Consider the following 18702-nt stretch of genomic DNA (forward strand, 5'->3'; position numbering starts at 1 on the left):
CGATCATCGCAAGCCGGGCGGAGGCCCACTGTTCACCGCGCCACGGATGACGCTAGCGTGGAGGCACCTTTGCACACGCGGGAGCTCGGAGCACCGGGCTGAGAGGGCGCTGACCCTCATCCTCGCCGTGTTTCACGTGGAACAAGCGCTGTTCCAGGCGGAGTACGGGGGATGAGAACCGCTGCGTCGACCGCCGAACCTGTTACCGGGTAATGCCGGCGTAGGGAGTAGGTCTCATGACCGACAAGGACGCACGCACGCCTGCCTCCACGCAGGACTCCGACCGCGGGAACGACCCCGCGGCGCGCGAGGAGGCCGGGAAGTCCGTCGGCTGGCACAAGGCGTACATCGAGGGTTCACGCCCCGATCTACGGGTGCCGGTCCGTCAGGTGCATCTCACCAACGGGCAGTCGGTGACGCTGTACGACACCTCCGGCCCGTACACCGATCCACTCGTCACCACCGACGTCCGCAGGGGCCTGCCACCGCTGCGGGAGAACTGGATCGTCGCCCGCGGGGACACCGAGGAGTACACGGGCCGACCCGTCCGCCCCGAGGACGACGGCATCAGGCACACCTCACCGCGCGGCGGACTGCGCAATCTCGACGCGGTGTTCCCCGGACGGCCGCGGCAGCCGCGCCGGGGACGTGACGGCCGGGCGGTGACCCAGCTCGCCTACGCGCGCCGCGGCGAGATCACGCCGGAGATGGAGTTCGTGGCGATCCGGGAGAACGTCTCCGCCGAGGTGGTCCGCGAGGAGATCGCGGCGGGCCGGGCGGTACTGCCGGCCAACGTCAACCACCCGGAGATCGAGCCGATGATCATCGGCAAGCGTTTCCTGGTGAAGGTCAACGCCAACATCGGCAACTCCGCGGTGACCTCGTCCATCGAGGAGGAGGTCGAGAAGATGACCTGGGCGACCCGCTGGGGCGCCGACACGGTCATGGACCTCTCCACCGGCCGGAACATCCACACCACCCGTGAGTGGGTGCTGCGCAACTCCCCCGTCCCGATCGGCACGGTGCCGCTCTACCAGGCACTGGAGAAGGTCGACGGCCGGGCCGAGGAACTGACCTGGGAGATCTACAAGGACACCGTCATCGAGCAGGCCGAGCAGGGGGTGGACTACATGACCGTCCACGCCGGGGTGCGCCTGCCGTACGTGCCGCTGACCGCGAACCGCAAGACCGGCATCGTCTCGCGGGGCGGCTCGATCATGGCGGCCTGGTGCCTCGCGCACCACAAGGAGTCGTTCCTCTACGAGCACTTCGAGGAGCTCTGCGAGATCCTCGCGGCCTACGACGTCACCTACTCGCTGGGCGACGGTCTGAGGCCGGGCTCGATCGCGGACGCCAACGACGAGGCCCAGTTCGCGGAGTTGCGCACGCTCGGGGAGCTCAACCGCGTCGCCCGGCGTTTCGGCGTACAGACCATGATCGAGGGCCCGGGACACGTCCCGATGCACAAGATCAAGGAGAACATCGACCTCCAGCAGGAGATCTGCGACGAGGCCCCGTTCTATACGCTCGGCCCGCTGACCACGGACGTCGCCCCGGCGTACGACCACATCACCTCGGGCATCGGCGCCGCGATGATCGCCTGGTGGGGTACGGCCATGCTCTGCTACGTCACGCCCAAGGAGCACCTGGGCCTGCCCAACCGCGACGACGTCAAGACCGGGGTCATCACCTACAGGATCGCCGCCCACGCGGCGGATCTCGCCAAGGGCCACCCGGGCGCGCAGGAGTGGGACGACGCGCTGTCCGACGCCCGCTTCGAGTTCCGGTGGGAGGACCAGTTCAACCTGGCGCTCGACCCGGACACGGCACGGGAGTTCCACGACGAGACCCTCCCGGCCGAACCGGCCAAGACGGCCCACTTCTGCTCGATGTGCGGGCCGAAGTTCTGCTCGATGAGGATATCCCAGGACATCCGCCGTGAACACGGCGCCAGTGCCGCCGAGATCGAGGAAGGCATGGCGCGGAAGTCCGAGGAGTTCGCCGCGGCGGGCAACCGGGTGTATCTGCCGATCACCGACTGAGCCCCCACGGGACGCTCGGCTCCGACGTCGGTTCCCCTCCCTCGCGCCGGCCGGCCGAGCGGAGGGCGAACCTTTGCCGGGGCCGGGCGGTGGTCAGTCCGGCTGGTGTTCGGGGCCGCCGAAGTCCGGGCTGGTGAAGTCGGGGCTGGTGAAGCTCGGGCGGGAGCCCGATGCCGTGTCGTTCGGGCTGCTGAAACCGGGACGGTCGTAGCCCAGTTGCGGGATGCGGCCGGTGGGTGCCGAGGGAGCCGTGCGGCGCGCCTGGTCCGGCCCGGCGTCCGCGAGCGCGTCGCGCAGGAACGGCAGGATGCCCTGTTCCAGCAGGGCGTCGTGCCAGGCCTCCCGGGCGCGGGCGACCTCCTCGCCGAGCTCGCCGTAGGGTCCGGCCTCCAGCGACGGACGGTTGCGCAGGGCGGTGAGCAGCAGTCCGACGGCGGCGGCGAGGATCGCTCCGGCGGTCACCGCGCCGAACACCCAGCCGGTGGTGATCATGGTCTGGGCGAAGGCCGGGGCCGGGTCGAGCACCTTCAGGACGTAGCCGACGAGGAGGAAGAGGGCCGCGGCGACACCGGCCAGCACCGGGGCGAGGACGGCGACGACGGCGCCGGCGCCCGCACCGGTGGCCTCGGCGACCTCGCTCACCGCGGTGAGTCCCGCCGGCGCCCCGCCCGGTTCGGCGGAGCCGCTCTCCCGGACGGACGGCGCGGAGGGCGGGGCCGGCCGGCGCAGCTCCTCGCGGACCTTGACGTAGTAGTGGTACTCGGTCGCCGCGGCGGCCGTGATCAGTGCGGTGGCGTTGAGAGCCATGGTGCGCAGTTGTTCCGGGTTGAGCCGCTGTCCGACCGCGGCCAGTTCCGGGCGGTGTGGGGCGGAGCGCAGCGCCTCATCGAGGATCCGCTCGTATTCCTGGCGGTCCTCGCTCAGCAGGTGCTGCGGAACGCTGTTCATGTGCATCCCCCGATGCTCCGTAGGGCTTGGGGCTCGCACGGCGGCGAGCCGTCGGGCAGAAACGGAGGGGAGCCTGCTACGGATAAGCCGATGGTAGAGCCGCGACGGCGCGCGGTGACAGGGGGTTTCCACAAATTGGGTTCCCGTCCGCGCCGTTCCGGGCGCGGACGGGCCCTTTCGTGAACGGTCGGCGAACGGTCAGCCGGTGAGCGGAAGTTGCTGGACCAGAAGCTTTCCGGCCATGGTCACGCCGCCGTCCATGGCGATCGCGAGCCCTTCGGCGTAGACGTGCGGTCCTTCCACCACGGGACTCGCGGTCTCGTCGCCGTCCTCGGAGCCGACGTGGCCCAGCAGATAGGGAATGGGGCTGTGGCCGTGAACGATCCGGGTGCCGCCGTACGTATCGAGCAGGGAGCGCACGGCGTCGGCGCCGCCCTCGTCACGGAAGGAGAAGCGCTTGGTGAACTTGCGGAAGAGTTCCCAGACTTCGTCCGCGTCGTTGCGGGTGAGTGTCTCGCGGACGGTGTCGTTGACCGCCTCGATGGAGTCTCCGTAGTCGAGGTAGGCGGTGGTGTCGGAGTGCACGAGCAGGTAGCCGTCGACCTCTTCGACCGCGTCGAGGCGGGCCATCCACTGCAGGTGGTGGTCCTGGAGCCGGTCCATGTCGGACTTCTGGCCGCCGTTGAGCAGCCAGGCCGCCTGGAAGGTGGCGGTGCCCGCGCCGGAGTTGACGGGGGTGTCGCCGAACCGCTTGGCGCCGAGCAGCAGCAGTTCGTGGTTGCCCATCAGCGCCTTGCAGTAGCCGCCGGCCGCGGCGGCCTCGGCGGACAGCCGCATCACCAGTTCGATGACGCCGACGCCGTCCGGGCCGCGGTCGGTGAAGTCGCCGAGGAACCACAGCCGGGCGTTGCCCGCGCACCACTGGCCGGCGGAGTCGACGAGACCCTTCTCCCGCAGGGCGGCGAGCAGCTGGTCGAGGTAGCCGTGCACGTCGCCGACCACGTACAGCGGGCCGGGTCCGGAGTCGCCCGCCTGCTGCGGGCCCGGCACGGACGCCGGGTCCACGGGCACCTGGAGCGTGTCACCGCGGTTGATCACGGGCAGGTCGCGCTGGGTGGGTGTGTAGGCGTCCGGGTAGCTCTCCCCGGCCGCCGGGCCGCCCTCCTCGACGGGTCGGACGGTCTCGGCCGGGTGCGTGCCCTGGGCGTACGGACCGGTCTCGTTCACGTACGCGGGCACCCGGAAGTCGCGCAGCGTCGCCGTCCGCTCCACCTCGGGTCCCTGACCGGCCCCCTGAGTCATCGACCCCTCCACCATCGCGCCGCATCTGCACCGCTTCGGACTGCCTGGTCGCAGCGGCCCGCGGTGTCGTGGGCCCATCATAGGAATGCGGATCGCGCCATGTGATGACCCAGGGGTGGTGAATCGGAGCAGGACTCAGGTTCACCGGGGTTTTCGCCCCTATTGGGCGGTCTTCGGCGGTCCGGCGGCCGGCTGTGCCCGGGTCTTCCGTTCGGATCGGGCCGGACCGCGGGCGCGGTGCCGGGGCCCGCGCGGGCCGGGCGCGATCCGGACGAGGGGCCCCGGGGCCCTTTCCCTAGTGCCCTTTCGACGTGCGTGGCGGGCTGACCGTGGTGCGCGGCGGGCGCCGCTGGGACGAGGTGCGCACGATCAGCTCGGTCGGTATGACCTGTTCGACGGGCTGGTCCGACTCTACTCCCTCGATCGCGTCGATCAGCAGCTGGACGACCGCCGTGCCGATGCGGCGCGGTTTCAGGGAGAGCGTGGTGATGGGCGGCTCGGTGGTGGCGTACACGGTGGACTCGCTGCAGCACACCAGCAGCAGGTCGTCGGGGACGCGCAGGCCGTAGCGGCGGGCGGCGGCCAGCAGGTCGGTGCCGTTCGGGTCGAACAGCCCGTAGACGGCGTCCGGGCGGTCGGGGCGGGCGAGCAGCCGGTCGGCGGCGACGGCGCCCGCGCAGGGGTCGTGGGCCGGGTAGGCCTCGTAGACCGGGTCCTGGCCGACGCGCTCGCACCAGTGCAGGTAGGCGGTGGTCGACAGGTGGGTGTACGTGTCGGTCGTGGTGCCGGTGAGCAGGCCGATACGGCGGGCGCCGGCCTCGGCGAGGTGGTCCAGGATGCCGAGGACGGCGGCCTCGTGGTCGTTGTCCACCCAGGCGGTGACCGGGAGGGACCCGGCCGGGCGGCCGTCGCTGACCACCGGTAAGCCCTGCCGGACCAGTTCGCTGACGACCGGGTCCTGGTCGGAGGGGTCGATGACCACGGTGCCGTCCAGGGCGACGTTGGACCACACGTCGTGGCGGGAGGTCGCGGGCAGGATCACCAGGGCGTAGCCGCGGGCGAGCGCGGCCGAGGTGGCGGCCCGGGCCATCTCGGCGAAGTACGCGAACTCGGTGAAGGTGAAAGGTTCATCCCCGTACGTCGTCACGGTCAGGCCGATGAGGCCCGACTTGCCGGTACGGAGCGTGCGGGCGGCGGCCGACGGGCGGTAGCCCAGCCGGTCGGCGACCTCGCGGACATGGCGCCGGGTGGCGTCCGGGAGCCGGCCCTTGCCGTTGAGGGCATCGGAGACGGTCGTGATGGAGACTCCGGCGGCGGCGGCCACGTCTCTGATGCCCGCCCGGCCCGGCCGGCTCCCTCGGCGTGAGGTTTCCGCGCGGCTCACCTTGTGCTTCCCTGCTGCTGTCATGGCGAGCCGATAGTAGGGCTCATGCGGTGGGGTAGTGCGGACGCATATGCACACATTGACAGGCACGTTTCTGCATGGTCATCTCCGGGTAACTCCCTTGGAAAGAAAGGCAGTTGCGCCTTCGAGGTTCGTGACGTGATGCGGTGACGCGGATAGGCCTGTCGCGCCTGCCATGTCTCGAAGAGGTCTCAACTCACCTGCACGGGGGATGCGCGCCAGGGCGTGAGCCACCGGCGCGTAGATATATGTGTGACGCGCCCCCCAATTCGTACAGGTTCGCGCGGTGGTGCCCCTGATGCCGGTGTGGCAGAAGTGACGGAGGGGGCCGGGTCGGCCGGCGCCCGGCGCCGCCCGGCCGCGCCCGGTGGACACCGCACCATTCGCAGCGGCGCCCAATCCTCATAAGGTGAGCAGTATTGGTAACCGGTGGTGTCACGAGGAGGACTGCGGTGAGCGAGACGAGCCCCAAGCTGCGTGCCGAGCTGGAGGGTATCCCCACCTACAAGCCCGGCAAGCCCGCGGCGGCCGACGGTCCGGTGGCGTACAAGCTGTCCTCCAACGAGAACCCCTACCCGCCCCTGCCGGGTGTGATGGAGACCGTGACGGCGGCGGCCTCCTCCTTCAACCGCTACCCGGACATGGCCTGCACGGCCCTGACCTCGGAACTCGCCGAGCGCTTCGGAGTGCCCGTCTCCCACGTGGCCACCGGCACCGGTTCCGTGGGCGTCGCCCAGCAGCTGATCCAGTCCACCAGCGGCCCCGGTGACGAGGTCGTCTACGCCTGGCGGTCCTTCGAGGCGTACCCGATCATCACCCAGATCAGCGGGGCGACCTCGGTCCAGGTGCCGCTGACGCCGGGCGACGTGCACGACCTGGACGCGATGGCGGACGCGATCACGGACCGCACCCGTCTGATCTTCGTCTGCAACCCGAACAACCCCACCGGCACGGTGGTGCGCCGGGCGGAGCTGGAGCGCTTCCTCGACCGGGTGCCGGCCGATGTGCTGGTGGTGCTGGACGAGGCCTACCGCGAGTTCATCCGCGACCCCGAGGTGCCCGACGGCGTGACGCTGTACCGTCAGCGCCCGAACGTCTGTGTGCTGCGCACGTTCTCCAAGGCCTACGGTCTCGCGGGGCTCAGGGTCGGCTTCGCCATCGCCCATGAGCCGGTCGCGGCGGCGCTGCGCAAGACGGCGGTGCCCTTCGGCGTGAGCCAGCTGGCCCAGGAGGCGGCGATCGCCTCGCTGCGCGCCGAGGACGAACTGCTGGGCCGGGTCGGCTCGCTGGTGTGCGAGCGCGTCCGTGTGGTCGGGGCGCTGCGCGCGCAGGGCTGGACGGTGCCCGAGACGCACGCCAACTTCGTGTGGCTGCGGCTGGGGGAGCGCACGACGGCGTTCGCCGAGGCGTGCGAGCAGGCGGGCGTGGTGATCCGGCCGTTCGCGGGTGAGGGCGTGCGGGTGACGGTCGGCGAGGCCGAGGCGAACGACATCTTCCTCAAGGCGGCGGAGGCGTTCCGCAGGGAGGTCTGACCGCCCCCGCCGCTCACCGGTACTGAGCGGTCCGACGGGTCCTGGAGGGGCCCCGCGCACCCGGCGCGGGGCCCCTCCAGGCGTGTGGGCGCCGTGCGTCACCAGCAGTCCGCGTCACAGCGCCCCGCGTGTCACAAGCCGACCCACGTGTCACCAGCCCCGCAGGTCACAAGCGACCCACGTCACAGGGACCCCCCGTCGTTCCGGGAAATCCCGTGCGCCATAATTGCTTGTGAATGTGAACGCGTTCACAAGCGAGTCCGATTGCTGCCCTGTTGTGCAGGCCGTACCGGGGCAAACCGCCGCTGAGACCCAGGCGGCGTAAGGAGAGTGACGACGTGAACCTGGCTTTGGCGCCGGAGACACTGGCGCGCTGGCAGTTCGGCATCACGACCGTCTACCACTTCCTGTTCGTACCGCTGACGATCTCGCTGGCCGCCCTGACGGCCGGGCTGCAGACCGCCTGGGTGCGCACGGACAAGGAGAAGTACCTCAGGGCCACCAAGTTCTGGGGCAAGCTTTTCCTGATCAACATCGCCATGGGCGTGGTCACCGGCATCGTGCAGGAGTTCCAGTTCGGAATGAACTGGTCGGACTACTCGCGTTTCGTCGGTGACATCTTCGGCGCCCCGCTCGCCTTCGAGGCCCTGATCGCGTTCTTCTTCGAGTCCACCTTCATCGGCCTGTGGATCTTCGGCTGGGACAAGCTGCCCAAGAAGATCCACCTGGCCTGCATCTGGATGGTGTCGATCGGCACGATCCTGTCGGCGTACTTCATCCTCGCGGCCAACTCCTGGATGCAGCACCCCGTGGGCTACCGGATCAACAAGGCCAAGGGACGGGCGGAACTGACCGACTTCTGGGCCGTGCTGACCCAGAACACTGCCCTCAGCCAGGTCTTCCACACGCTCTCCGCGGCCTTCCTGACCGGCGGCGCCTTCATGATCGGCATCTCCGCCTACCACCTCGCGCGCAAGAAGCACGTGGCCGCGATGAAGACCTCGCTGCGGCTCGGGCTCGTCACGGTGGTCGTCGCCGGGCTGCTCACCGCGGTCAGCGGCGACGTCCTCGGCAAGGTCATGTTCAAGCAGCAGCCGATGAAGATGGCGGCCGCGGAGGCCCTGTGGGACGGCCAGGAGCCGGCCCCCTTCTCGGTCTTCGCCTACGGCGACGTGGAGAAGGGCCACAACAAGGTCGCCATCGAGATACCCGGCCTGCTGTCCTTCCTGGCCAACGACGACTTCAGCTCGTACATCCCCGGCATCAACGACGTGAACAAGGCCGAGCAGCAGCAGTTCGGGCCCGGCGACTACCGGCCCAACATCCCCGTCACCTTCTGGGGCTTCCGCTGGATGATCGGCTTCGGCATGACGTCCTTCGCCCTCGGCCTGGCCGGCCTGTGGCTGACCCGCAAGAAGTTCCTGCTGCCCGGGCATCTGCGGGTGGGCGAGGACGAGGTGCCGCACCTGGTCCCGCTCCGGAACAAGGCGCTCGGCCCGCAACTGACCAGGTGGTACTGGCGGCTGGCGGTCTGGACCCTGGCCTTCCCGCTGATCGCCAACTCCTGGGGCTGGATCTTCACCGAGATGGGCCGTCAGCCGTGGGTCGTCTACGGCGTGCTGCAGACCCGGGACGCGGTCTCCCCCGGCGTCTCCCAGGGCGAGGTCCTCACCTCGATGACCATCTTCACGCTGCTCTACGCCGTCCTCGCCGTCATCGAGGTCAAGCTGCTCGTGAAGTACGTCAAGGCGGGCCCGCCCACGCTCACGGAGGACGACCTCAACCCGCCCACCAGGATCGGCGGCGACACCCGTGACGCCGACAAGCCGATGGCCTTTTCGTACTAGGCCCAGGGAGCTGCACAGTCATGGAACTGCACGACGTCTGGTTCGTCCTCATCGCCGTCCTGTGGACCGGCTACTTCTTCCTGGAGGGCTTCGACTTCGGGGTGGGCATCCTCACCGGACTGCTGGCCCGGAACCGGCCCGAGCGGCGGGTGCTGATCAACACCATCGGCCCCGTCTGGGACGGCAACGAGGTCTGGCTGCTCACCGCGGGCGGCGCGACCTTCGCGGCCTTCCCGGAGTGGTACGCCACCCTGTTCTCCGGCTTCTACCTGCCGCTGCTGGTCATCCTGGTCTGCCTCATCGTGCGGGGCGTCGCCTTCGAGTACCGGGCCAAGCGGCCCGAGGAGAAGTGGCAGCGCAACTGGGAGACCGCGATCTTCTGGAGTTCGCTGATCCCCGCCTTCCTGTGGGGCGTGGCCTTCGGCAACATCGTCCGGGGCGTGAAGATCGACCGGAACTTCGAGTACGTCGGCGGCTTCGGCGATCTGCTCAACCCGTACGCCCTGCTGGGCGGACTGGTCACCCTGACCCTGTTCACCTTCCACGGCGCGGTGTTCACGGCGCTGAAGACCGTCGGTGACATCCGTGAGCGGGCCCGGAAGCTCGCGCTGCGGGTGGGCCTGGTCACGGCCGTGGTGGCGCTCGCCTTCCTGCTGTGGACCCAGGCCGACACCGGCAACGGCAGGAGCCTGGTGGCGCTGGTCGTGGCGGTGGCCGCCCTCGTGGCCGCGCTCGCCGCCAACCAGGCGGGGCGTGAGGGATGGTCGTTCGCATGGTCCGGCGTGACCATCGTGGCGGCCGTGGCGATGCTGTTCCTCTCGCTCTTCCCGGACGTCATGCCGTCCACGCTCGACGCGGACTGGAGCCTGACGGTCGGCAACGCCTCGTCCAGCCCGTACACCCTCAAGATCATGACCTGGTGCGCGGGGGTCGCCACGCCGATCGTCCTGCTCTACCAGGGGTGGACCTACTGGGTGTTCCGCAAGCGGATCGGCACACAGCACCTCGCCGACACCGCGCACTGAGTCCGCCAGGGGTGTGTTTCACGTGAAACACACCCCTTGGGACCGAAGGGTCTGTTCCACGTGAAACCGATCGATCCACGCCTTCTCCGCCACGCCCGGGCCACCCGGTTCTTCCTGATGGCGGTCGTCGCCCTGGGCGCCCTCGGGGCGGGGCTGGTCATCGCCCAGGCCATGCTCGTCGCCGAGGTGGTGGTGGGCGCCTTCCGGCACGGCATGGGCGTCACCGCACTGCGCACTCCCCTGGTGCTGCTGGTGGCCGTCGCCGGCGGACGCGCCCTGGTGGCCTGGCTGACCGAACTCGCCGCCCACCGCGCGAGTGCGGCGGTGAAGTCCGAGCTGCGCGGGCGGCTGCTGGAGCGGGCGGCGGCACTCGGTCCGGGGTGGCTCAGTGGCCGGCGGACCGGTTCGCTGGTCGCCCTGGCCACCCGGGGCATCGACGCCCTGGACGACTACTTCTCGCGCTATCTGCCGCAACTGGGTCTGGCCGTGGTCGTCCCGGCGGCGGTGCTGGCGCGGATCGTCACCGAGGACTGGGTCTCCGCGGCCCTCATCGTGTGCACGCTCCCGCTGATTCCCGTGTTCATGACGCTGATCGGCTGGGCCACGCAGGCGCGGATGGACCGTCAGTGGCGGCTGCTGTCCCGGCTGTCGGGTCACTTCCTGGACGTGGTCGCGGGACTGCCGACCCTGAAGGTGTTCGGCCGGGCCAAGGCGCAGGCGGAGTCGATCCGGCGCATCACCGGTGAGTACCGCCGGGCGACCCTGCGCACCCTGCGCATCGCCTTCCTCTCCTCCTTCGCCCTGGAACTGCTCGCCACCCTGTCGGTGGCCCTGGTCGCCGTCACCATCGGCATGCGGCTGGTGCACGGCGACATGGACCTGTACACCGCCCTGGTGATCCTCGTGCTCGCCCCCGAGGCGTACCTTCCGCTGCGCCAGGCCGGCGCCCAGTACCACGCCGCGGCGGAGGGACTGGCGGCCGCGGAGGAGATCTTCGCCGTGCTGGAGACGCCGCTGCAGGAGTCCGGCACGGCGTCCGTCCCCGCGGGAGCGTTCGCCTTCGAGGGCGTGGGCGTCCGCTACCCCGGACGGTCCGAGGACGCCGTGACCGGGGTGTCGTTCACCGTCGAGCCGGGAGAGACGGTCGCCCTGGTGGGACCCAGCGGTGCGGGCAAGTCCACGCTGCTGAACGTCCTGCTGGGGTTCGTCAGGCCCACCACGGGCCGGGTGAGCGTCGGGGGAGTGGATCTCACCGCCCTCGACCCGGAGCAGTGGCACGCACGTATCGCATGGGTGCCGCAGCGACCGCACCTGTACGCGGGGACGATCGCCGAGAACGTACGGCTCGCACGGCCCGGCGCCGGTACCGCCGCCGTGCGCGGGGCACTGGCCGACGCCGGCGCGCTGGAGTTCGTCGACGCCCTGCCGCAGGGAATGGAGACCGTCCTCGGGGAGGACGGCGCCGGGCTGTCCGCCGGGCAGCGGCAGCGGCTCGCGCTGGCCCGGGCCTTCCTCGCGGACCGGCCCGTCCTCCTGCTCGACGAGCCGACCGCCGCGCTGGACGGAGCGACCGAGGCCGAGGTCGTCGAGGCGGTGCGGCGGCTGTCCGCCGGGCGGACGGTGCTGCTGGTGGTGCACCGGCCCGCCCTGCTCGCGGTGGCCGACCGGATCGTGCGGCTGGAGGGCGCCGCACCCCGCCGGGACCGCCCGGTGACGCCCGGGGGCGCCGGGGCGCGCCCCGCCCGGTCCGCGCCGGGGCCCGCGTCCACCGCCGCCGCCACGGACGGTTCCCCGGCCGGCACGGCGACGGCCGCGCGTGGCGTGCTGGCGCGGGTGCGCGCGATGTCCGGCGCCCGGCGCGGCCGTCTGGCTCTCGCCCTGCTGCTCGGCACCCTCGCGCTCGGCAGCGCCGTCGGGCTCATGGCCACCTCCGGGTGGCTCATCTCCCGGGCCTCGCAGCAGCCTCCCGTGCTGTATCTGATGGTCGCGGTGACCGCGACCCGCGCCTTCGGCATCGGCCGGGCCGTCTTCCGCTACGGGGAGAGGCTCGTCTCGCACGACGCCGTGCTGCGGATGCTGGCCGACACCCGGGTGGCCGTCTACCGCAGGCTGGAGCGGCTGGCCCCCGCCGGACTGCGCGGGACCCGCCGGGGCGACCTGCTGACCCGGCTGGTCGCCGACGTGGACGCGCTGCAGGACTACTGGCTGCGCTGGCTGCTGCCCGCCGGTGCGGCGCTCACCGTGTCCGCCGCCTCCGTGGCCTTCACCGCGTGGCTGCTGCCCGCGGCCGGGGCGGTGCTCGCCGCCGGCCTGCTCGCGGCCGGCTGTGGGGTACCGCTGCTGACCGCGGCCGTGGCCCGGCGGGCCGAACAGCGGCTCGCCCCCGCGCGCGGCGCCCTCGCGACCCGTGTCACCGACCTGCTCACCGGCACCGCCGAACTCACGGTCGCCGGTGCCCTGCCCGCCCGTGCCGGACAGGCGCGCCGGGCCGACGCCGCACTCACCCGGATCGCCTCCCGCGCCGCCACCGCCACCGCGCTCGGAGACGGACTCACCGCCCTGATCTCGGGCCTGACCGTGGCCGCGGCGGCCCTCACCGGCGCGCAGGCGGTCGCCGCCGGGCGGCTCGACGGAGTGGCCCTGGCGGTTGTCGTCCTCACCCCGCTCGCCGCGTTCGAGGCCGTCCTCGGCCTGCCGCTCGCCGTGCGGTACCGGCAGCGGGTGCGCCGCAGCGCGGAGCGGGTGTACGAGGTCCTGGACGCCCCCGAGCCCGTCCGCGAGCCGCGGCGGCCGCGGCAGGCGCCCCTCTCGCCGTTCCCGCTCACCGTCAGCGGCCTCAGCGCCCGGTACGAGGGGCAGGACCGGGACGCGCTCGCCGGGCTGGACCTGACCCTCGAGGAGGGCCGCAGGGTCGCCGTGGTGGGTCCGTCCGGCTCGGGCAAGACCACGCTGGCCCAGGTGCTGCTGCGGTTCCTGGACGCGCGGGCGGGCTCGTACACGCTGGGCGGGGTCGACGCCCGCGCCCTGGACGGGGACGGCGTACGGCGCCTGGTCGGCCTGTGCGCGCAGGACGCGCACCTCTTCGACAGCACCGTCCGGGAGAACCTGCTGCTGGCGAAGAAGGAGGCGACCGAGGCGGAGCTGCGCGACGCCCTGGCCCGCGCCCGGCTGCTTCAGTGGGCCGACAGCCTCCCCGACGGCCTGGACACGCTGGTCGGGGAGTACGGTGCGCGGCTGTCCGGCGGTCAGCGGCAGCGGCTGGCCCTGGCCCGCGCGCTGCTCGCCGGCTTCCCGGTGCTCGTGCTGGACGAGCCGGCCGAGCACCTCGACCTGGAGACCGCCGACGCGCTCACCGCGGACCTGCTGGCCGCCACCGAGGGCCGTACGACTGTGGTCATCACGCACCGCCTGGCCGGGCTGGAGGCCGTGGACGAGGTGGTCGTGCTGGATCAGGGGCGCGTGGTCCAGCGCGGTCCCTACGCGGAGCTGGCCGCCGTGCCGGGGCCGCTGCGGCGGATGCTCGAGCGGGAGGCGGAGGCCGAGCGGCTGGTGGCGGCCTGACGGCCGCTGGTGGCTTGACCGCTGGTGGCGGTCCGATGGCCGGCGGTTGGCTGACGGCTGGTGGTGGCCTGACGGCTGCGAGTGGCCTGGCGACAGCGGGTGGCCTGACGGCTGGTGGCGGCCTGACGGCCGCGGGTGGCCGACGTGCCGGGCGCCTTACAGCCGCTCCCCCAGTAGCCGCTCGATCACGACCGCGACCCCGTCGTCGTTGTTGGCGACCGTCCGGCCGGAGGCCGCGGCGATCACGTCCGGGTGGGCGTTGCCCATGGCGTAGGACCGGCCGGCCCAGGTGAGCATCTCGACGTCGTTCGGCATGTCGCCGAAGGCGACGACCTCCTCGTGCGAGATGCCGCGCTCGGCGCAGCACAGGGCGAGCGTGCTCGCCTTGGACACGCCGGGGCCGCTGATCTCCAGCAGGGCGCTCGGGCTGGAGCGGGTGATCGTGGCGCGCTCGCCGACGGCCAGACGGGCCACGGTGAGGAACGCGTCCGGGTCGAGCGTCGGGTGGTAGGCGAGGATCTTCAGGATCGGCTGCTCGCTGCCGGCCGCGTCCTCGGCCAGCAGCTCCTCGGCGGGCGCGAGCGTGTCCGGTATCTCCATGTGCAGCTTCGGATAGGCCGGCTCCTGGTAGAAGCCGTAGGTCTGCTCGATCGCGTACACCGTGCCGGGTGCCGCGTCGCGCACCAGGCCCACCGCGTCGAGCGCGTTCTCCCGGGCCAGCTCGCGCACCTTCACGAAGCGGTGGGCACCCGGGCCGCCGTGCAGATCGACCACGGCGGCGCCGTTGCCGCAGATGGCCAGGCCATGGCCGTGCACATGGTCGCTGACGACGTCCATCCAGCGGGCCGGCCGGCCGGTGACGAAGAAGACCTCGATGCCCGCCTCCTCGGCCGCGGCGAGCGCGGCGACCGTGCGGGGCGACACGGACTTGTCGTCGCGCAGCAGAGTTCCGTCCAGATCGGTGGCGATCAGCCGCGGCGGAAGGGCCGCGGCCTGGGTCTCGGGCTGTCGAGTCGCTGAGGTCACCGGTGCATTGTCCCGCATATGCCCGCACGGCCGTGCGGGACTGCGCACATCTGAGGGGTTGCCCTCGGTCACCGCAGCTGGGCGGGTGCCTCCAGGGCGATCCGCTCGAAGACCTTCTCGTCCGCCTCGAAGTCCGAGCCGGGGATGGGCCAGTGGATCACGATCTCGGTGAAGCCCAGCTCCCGGTGGCGGCCGGCGAAGTCGACGAACGCGTCCAGCGACTCCAGCGGACGTGCGCGGTCGGGGGTGAAACCGGTGAGCAGGATTCTGTCGAGGTCCCGGACGTCGCGGCCGGCGGCGGCGCAGGCCTCGGCCAGCTTCTCCGCCTGGCCGCGCAGGGCCTGGACCGACTGCTCCGGGGTGCCGTTCTCGTACAGCTTCGGGTCGCCGGTGGTCACCCACGCCTGCCCGTACCGTGCGGCGAGGCGCAGTCCGCGCGGGCCGGTCGCGGCGACCGCGAACGGCAGCCGGGGCCGCTGCACACAGCCGGGGATGTTGCGCGCCTCGTCCGCCGAGTAGTGGGCGCCCCGGTACGACACCGCGTCCTCGGTCAGCAGCCGGTCGAGCAGGGCGACGAACTCGGCGAAGCGGTCGGCCCGCTCGCGCGGCGTCCAGGGCTCCTGGCCGAGGGCGGTGGCGTCGAACCCGGTGCCGCCCGCGCCGATGCCGAGGGTGATCCGGCCGCCGGAGATGTCGTCCAGGGAGATCAGCTCCTTGGCGAGGGTGACCGGGTGCCGGAAGTTCGGCGAGGTCACCAGCGTGCCCAGCCGCAGCCGCTCGGTCACGGACGCGGCGGCGGCCAGGGTCGGCACGGCACCGAACCAGGGGCCGTCGCGGAAGCTGCGCCAGGACAGGTGGTCGTAGGTGTAGGCGGCGTGGAAACCGAGCTGTTCGGCGCGCGTCCATGCCGCACGTCCGCCCTCGTGCCAGCGTCGGTACGGGAGGATCACGGTGCTCAGGCGCAGACTCATGGGCCCGAGCCTAAGCGCCCGGCGCCGTTCCACGTGAAACGGTCACCGCACCCGGCCGCTCAGCCAGGGGGTGAGGCCGAGCACGGGGACGGGCTCCTTGTACGTGCGGTCGCCCGGCAGCGGTACGACCAGGCGGTAGCCGGGCGGGAAGCGGCGGCCCTTGACGTGGGCCAGGCCGTCGAAGAGGGCGCGGAGGAAGGCGGGGACGTCGTCGCGGGGCAGGTCGTGGAACTCCACGCCCTCGACGGTGATCAGCGCGTCGTCGTCCGGGTAGAGCCGCACGGCGACCCGGGGCAGGCCGCCGAACTCGAGATACGCCTCGTGCGGGAGGGAGCCGTCCGGGTCGGTGGTGACGCCGACCCCCGCCGCACTGCGACGCGAGGTCTGGTCGGCGCCGATGTCGTGGGTCACCTCCACCTCACGGGCGTAGGCGGCGGCGATGGCGCGGCAGGCGGTGACGGCGGCCTCGGTGGTGGGCAGGTGCTCCATGCCACCGATCATGCCCAACGCGCCGCCGCGGGGGCGACGGCCGGACCGCATGCGTCAGTGGCCCGCGGGGAACCGCAGATACCGCGGGGGCACGGCCTTCGTGAGCCACACTCCGTTGGCGCTGACGTGGAAGACATGGCCGTCGCGGTGCATGGCCCCCGCGTCCACGCTCAGCACGACCGGGCGGCCGCGGCGGGCGCCGACCCGGGTCGCGGTCTCCCGGTCGGGCGAGAGGTGGACGTCGTGCCGGTTCATGGGCCTGAGCCCCTCGGCGCGGATCGCCTCCAGGTTCCGTGCCACCGTCCCGTGGTAGAGGTACGGCGGCGGGGTCGCCGGCGCCAGTGCGAGGTCGACCCGGACGCTGTGGCCCTGGCTGGCGCGGATGCGGGTGCCGTCGACCGCGAAGCGCTTCTTGTCGTTGGCGGCGACCACGTGATCCAGTTCCTGGCGGGTGAAGGGAAAACCGTGTGCCGCCGCGGCGGCGATCAGCGCGTCGATCTCCACCCAGCCGTTCTCGTCGAGCACCAGACCGATGCGCCCGGGCTGGTGGCGAAGGTGCTTGGCCAGATACTTCGACACCTTCACGGTGCGTCTTTCGTCCATGCGGTCAGGGTGCCGAAGGAGGGACGGCCCGCGCACACGAATTCCGCTCCGGAGGTTTGATCCACAACCGGAGTGAGTTATCCACAGCCCATGGGCCGGAACTGTGGACAACCGGACCCCCGGGGAGGCAAGAGGGCCTCCGAGGGAGGCTCCGAGAGGGCTCCCGAGGGAGGCGGGAGCCGCTTTCACAGCGGCGGATCGAGCCTCGCCAGCCGGCGGCGCATCCGCGGACCGAAACGGGACAGCGCGTGGAAGAGGCGGGCCTCCGCGGTCACCGGCACCACCGCCTCGTCGCGCACCACGGCGCGCAGGACCGCGGCGGCGACCTTCTCCGGCGGGTAGCCGCGCAGCCCGTACAGGCGGGCGGCGCGCCGCTGCCGCCGCTTCTCCTCCCGCGCGTCCACGCCCGCGAAGCGCGCCGTCGACGTGATGGCGGTGTCGACGAAGCCCGGGCAGACCGCGGTGACGCCGATCCTCCGGCCGGCCAGTTCGGCGCGCAGGCACTCGCTGAGCATCAGCACCGCCGCCTTGGAGGCGCTGTAGGCGGGCAGCGCCCTGGAGGGCTGGTACGCCGCGGCCGACGCGACGTTGACGATGTGGCCGCCCTGGCCGCGCTCGGCCATCTGCCCGCCGAAGAGCCGGCAGCCGTGGATGACGCCCCACAGATTGACGTCGAGGACCCTGCGCCAGTCCTGAGGCGTGTGGTCGAAGAAGGAGCCGGCCAGTCCGATCCCGGCGTTGTTCACCAGCACGTCCACCACGCCGTACTCGGCGGCGGACTTCTCGGCGAGCCTCTGCATGGCCTGCTCGTCGGAGACGTCCACCGTCTCGGGCCAGGCGGCCGGCGCCCCGGCCCGGCGGGCCAGTTCCGCGGTGCGGCTCGCGGCCCGGGCGTCCAGGTCGACGGCGACCACCCGGGCGCCCGCCTCGGCGAACGCGAGCGCGGTGGCCCGTCCGATGCCGCTGCCCGCGCCGGTCACCAGCACCAGCTGCCCGGCGAAACGGTCGGCGTGGGGGCCGGCGGGGACCGGCCGCGGCCGTCCGCTCTCGGTGGCGGTCACGAACTCGGTGATCCACGCGGCCAGCTGGTCGGGGCGGGTGCGCGGGATCCAGTGCTTGTCGGGCAGGGTGCGGCGCACCAGCCGCGGCGCCCACCGCTCCAGATCGTCGTACAGGTGCTCGGACAGGAACGCGTCCCCGAGGGGTGTGACGAGCTGTACGGGTGCGTGCGCGTACGCGTCCGGCCGCGGCCTGCGCAGCCGGGAGCGGACGTTGTCGCGGTACAGCCAGGCGCCGTGTGCCGCGTCCTGGGGCAGCGACGGGGTCGGGTAGCCGCCGCCGGGCACCTTCTCCACCCGCTCGAGGATCCTCGGCCAGTGCCTGCCGAGCGGGCCGCGCCAGGCCAGTTCGGGAAGGGCCGGGGTGTGCAGCAGGTACACGTACCAGGACTTGGCGCCCTGGCCGAGGAGCTGCCCCACCCGGCGCGGGGTCGGGCGCCTCAGGCGCGCGCCGATCCAGTGGCCGAAGTGGTCCAGGGACGGGCCGGACATGGAGGTGAAGGAGGCGATGCGGCCCCTGGTGCGCGGGACGGTGACGAACTCCCAGCCCTGCACCGACCCCCAGTCGTGCCCGACCAGGTGCACCGGCTTGTCCGGGCTGACCGCGTCCGCCACCGCCAGGAAGTCGTCCGTGAGCCTGTCCAGGGTGAAGCCGCCGCGCAGCGGCCGCGGCGCGGTCGAACGGCCGTGGCCCCGGACGTCGTAGAGGACGACGTGGAAGCGGCCGGCGAGCCGCTCGGCGACCGCGGACCAGACCTCCTTGCTGTCCGGGTAGCCGTGCACCAGGACGACCGTCGGCTGCCGCGGGTCGCCGAGCTCGGCCACGCACAGCTCGACCCCGCCCGTGTGAACCCAGCGCTCCCGCGCTCCCCGCAGCGGCGTCACCTGTCCAC

General features: G+C 72.0%; 13 protein-coding genes and 1 riboswitch. Of the genes, 5 read left to right on the forward strand and 8 right to left on the reverse strand.

Going from position 1 to position 18702, the window contains the following annotated elements; all coding sequences use genetic code 11:
• Positions 1–67: 67 nt before the first annotated feature.
• Positions 68–244: riboswitch (TPP riboswitch) on the forward strand.
• Positions 237–2042: a phosphomethylpyrimidine synthase ThiC gene (thiC, locus tag ACI2LW_RS11885; RefSeq protein ID WP_404731051.1), complete on the forward strand. Its 1806-nt coding sequence runs from the start codon at positions 237–239 to the stop codon at positions 2040–2042. It overlaps the preceding riboswitch by 8 nt.
• Before the next feature lie 93 nt (positions 2043–2135).
• Here thiC and ACI2LW_RS11890 read toward each other — a convergent pair whose 3' ends face one another.
• The 3 genes from ACI2LW_RS11890 to ACI2LW_RS11900 form a co-directional block, all read right to left on the reverse strand.
• Complete coding sequence (locus tag ACI2LW_RS11890) at positions 2136–2996, reverse strand: hypothetical protein (RefSeq protein ID WP_404731052.1); 861 nt, start codon at positions 2994–2996, stop codon at positions 2136–2138.
• 192 nt (positions 2997–3188) lie between these two features.
• Entirely contained in the window at positions 3189–4307 is a 1119-nt protein-coding gene (locus ACI2LW_RS11895; RefSeq protein ID WP_404731053.1) for a metallophosphoesterase, read from the reverse strand.
• Between the two features lie 280 nt (positions 4308–4587).
• On the reverse strand, positions 4588–5700 hold the full coding sequence (locus ACI2LW_RS11900) for a LacI family DNA-binding transcriptional regulator (RefSeq protein ID WP_404731054.1): 1113 nt from the start codon (positions 5698–5700) through the stop codon (positions 4588–4590).
• A gap of 449 nt (positions 5701–6149) precedes the next feature.
• Here ACI2LW_RS11900 and hisC point away from each other — a divergent pair, with 449 nt between their 5' ends.
• From hisC to cydD, 4 genes are all read left to right on the forward strand, one after another.
• A complete protein-coding gene (hisC, locus tag ACI2LW_RS11905) occupies positions 6150–7229 on the forward strand; it encodes a histidinol-phosphate transaminase (RefSeq protein ID WP_404731055.1) in 1080 nt (359 codons plus the stop codon).
• A gap of 338 nt (positions 7230–7567) precedes the next feature.
• Positions 7568–9076: a cytochrome ubiquinol oxidase subunit I gene (locus ACI2LW_RS11910; RefSeq protein ID WP_404731056.1), complete on the forward strand. Its 1509-nt coding sequence runs from the start codon at positions 7568–7570 to the stop codon at positions 9074–9076.
• Positions 9077–9096: 20 nt separating this feature from the next.
• A complete protein-coding gene (gene cydB / locus ACI2LW_RS11915; RefSeq protein ID WP_404731057.1) occupies positions 9097–10101 on the forward strand; it encodes a cytochrome d ubiquinol oxidase subunit II in 1005 nt (334 codons plus the stop codon).
• A 60-nt stretch (positions 10102–10161) separates the two neighbouring features.
• Positions 10162–13662: a thiol reductant ABC exporter subunit CydD gene (cydD, locus tag ACI2LW_RS11920; RefSeq protein ID WP_404731058.1), complete on the forward strand. Its 3501-nt coding sequence runs from the start codon at positions 10162–10164 to the stop codon at positions 13660–13662.
• A gap of 156 nt (positions 13663–13818) precedes the next feature.
• On the opposite strand, the gene ACI2LW_RS11925 is transcribed toward cydD, so the two are convergent.
• The 5 genes from ACI2LW_RS11925 to ACI2LW_RS11945 all read right to left on the reverse strand — a co-directional run bounded on the left by ACI2LW_RS11925 (position 13819) and on the right by ACI2LW_RS11945 (position 18694).
• Complete coding sequence (locus ACI2LW_RS11925) at positions 13819–14706, reverse strand: HAD hydrolase family protein (RefSeq protein WP_404731059.1); 888 nt, start codon at positions 14704–14706, stop codon at positions 13819–13821.
• A gap of 50 nt (positions 14707–14756) precedes the next feature.
• The gene (locus ACI2LW_RS11930; protein ID WP_404731060.1) at positions 14757–15659 is read right to left on the reverse strand and encodes an LLM class flavin-dependent oxidoreductase; all 903 of its coding nucleotides are present in this window, start codon (positions 15657–15659) and stop codon (positions 14757–14759) included.
• 42 nt (positions 15660–15701) lie between these two features.
• The gene (locus ACI2LW_RS11935) at positions 15702–16160 is read right to left on the reverse strand and encodes a hypothetical protein (protein WP_404731061.1); all 459 of its coding nucleotides are present in this window, start codon (positions 16158–16160) and stop codon (positions 15702–15704) included.
• 42 nt (positions 16161–16202) lie between these two features.
• Positions 16203–16751, reverse strand: coding sequence for an RNA 2'-phosphotransferase (locus ACI2LW_RS11940; RefSeq protein WP_404731062.1), 549 nt, complete (start codon positions 16749–16751; stop codon positions 16203–16205).
• 185 nt (positions 16752–16936) lie between these two features.
• Positions 16937–18694: an SDR family oxidoreductase gene (locus tag ACI2LW_RS11945; protein ID WP_404731063.1), complete on the reverse strand. Its 1758-nt coding sequence runs from the start codon at positions 18692–18694 to the stop codon at positions 16937–16939.
• Between the last annotated feature and the right edge of the window lie 8 nt (positions 18695–18702).

This window comes from Streptomyces sp. NPDC004065 (assembly GCF_044903565.1).
Lineage (GTDB): Bacteria > Actinomycetota > Actinomycetes > Streptomycetales > Streptomycetaceae > Streptomyces.

What these genes read in the sequence shown, in the direction of transcription:
- ACI2LW_RS11930 (WP_404731060.1), bottom strand. Translation starts at nt 15,659, where the DNA reads ATGAGTCTGCGCCTGAGCACCGTGATCCTCCCGTACCGACGCTGGCAC.
- thiC (WP_404731051.1), top strand. Translation starts at nt 237, where the DNA reads ATGACCGACAAGGACGCACGCACGCCTGCCTCCACGCAGGACTCCGAC.
- ACI2LW_RS11925 (WP_404731059.1), bottom strand. Translation starts at nt 14,706, where the DNA reads ATGCGGGACAATGCACCGGTGACCTCAGCGACTCGACAGCCCGAGACC.
- ACI2LW_RS11940 (WP_404731062.1), bottom strand. Translation starts at nt 16,751, where the DNA reads ATGGACGAAAGACGCACCGTGAAGGTGTCGAAGTATCTGGCCAAGCAC.
- ACI2LW_RS11900 (WP_404731054.1), bottom strand. Translation starts at nt 5,700, where the DNA reads ATGACAGCAGCAGGGAAGCACAAGGTGAGCCGCGCGGAAACCTCACGC.
- cydB (WP_404731057.1), top strand. Translation starts at nt 9,097, where the DNA reads ATGGAACTGCACGACGTCTGGTTCGTCCTCATCGCCGTCCTGTGGACC.
- ACI2LW_RS11890 (WP_404731052.1), bottom strand. Translation starts at nt 2,996, where the DNA reads ATGCACATGAACAGCGTTCCGCAGCACCTGCTGAGCGAGGACCGCCAG.
- ACI2LW_RS11895 (WP_404731053.1), bottom strand. Translation starts at nt 4,307, where the DNA reads ATGGTGGAGGGGTCGATGACTCAGGGGGCCGGTCAGGGACCCGAGGTG.
- ACI2LW_RS11935 (WP_404731061.1), bottom strand. Translation starts at nt 16,160, where the DNA reads ATGATCGGTGGCATGGAGCACCTGCCCACCACCGAGGCCGCCGTCACC.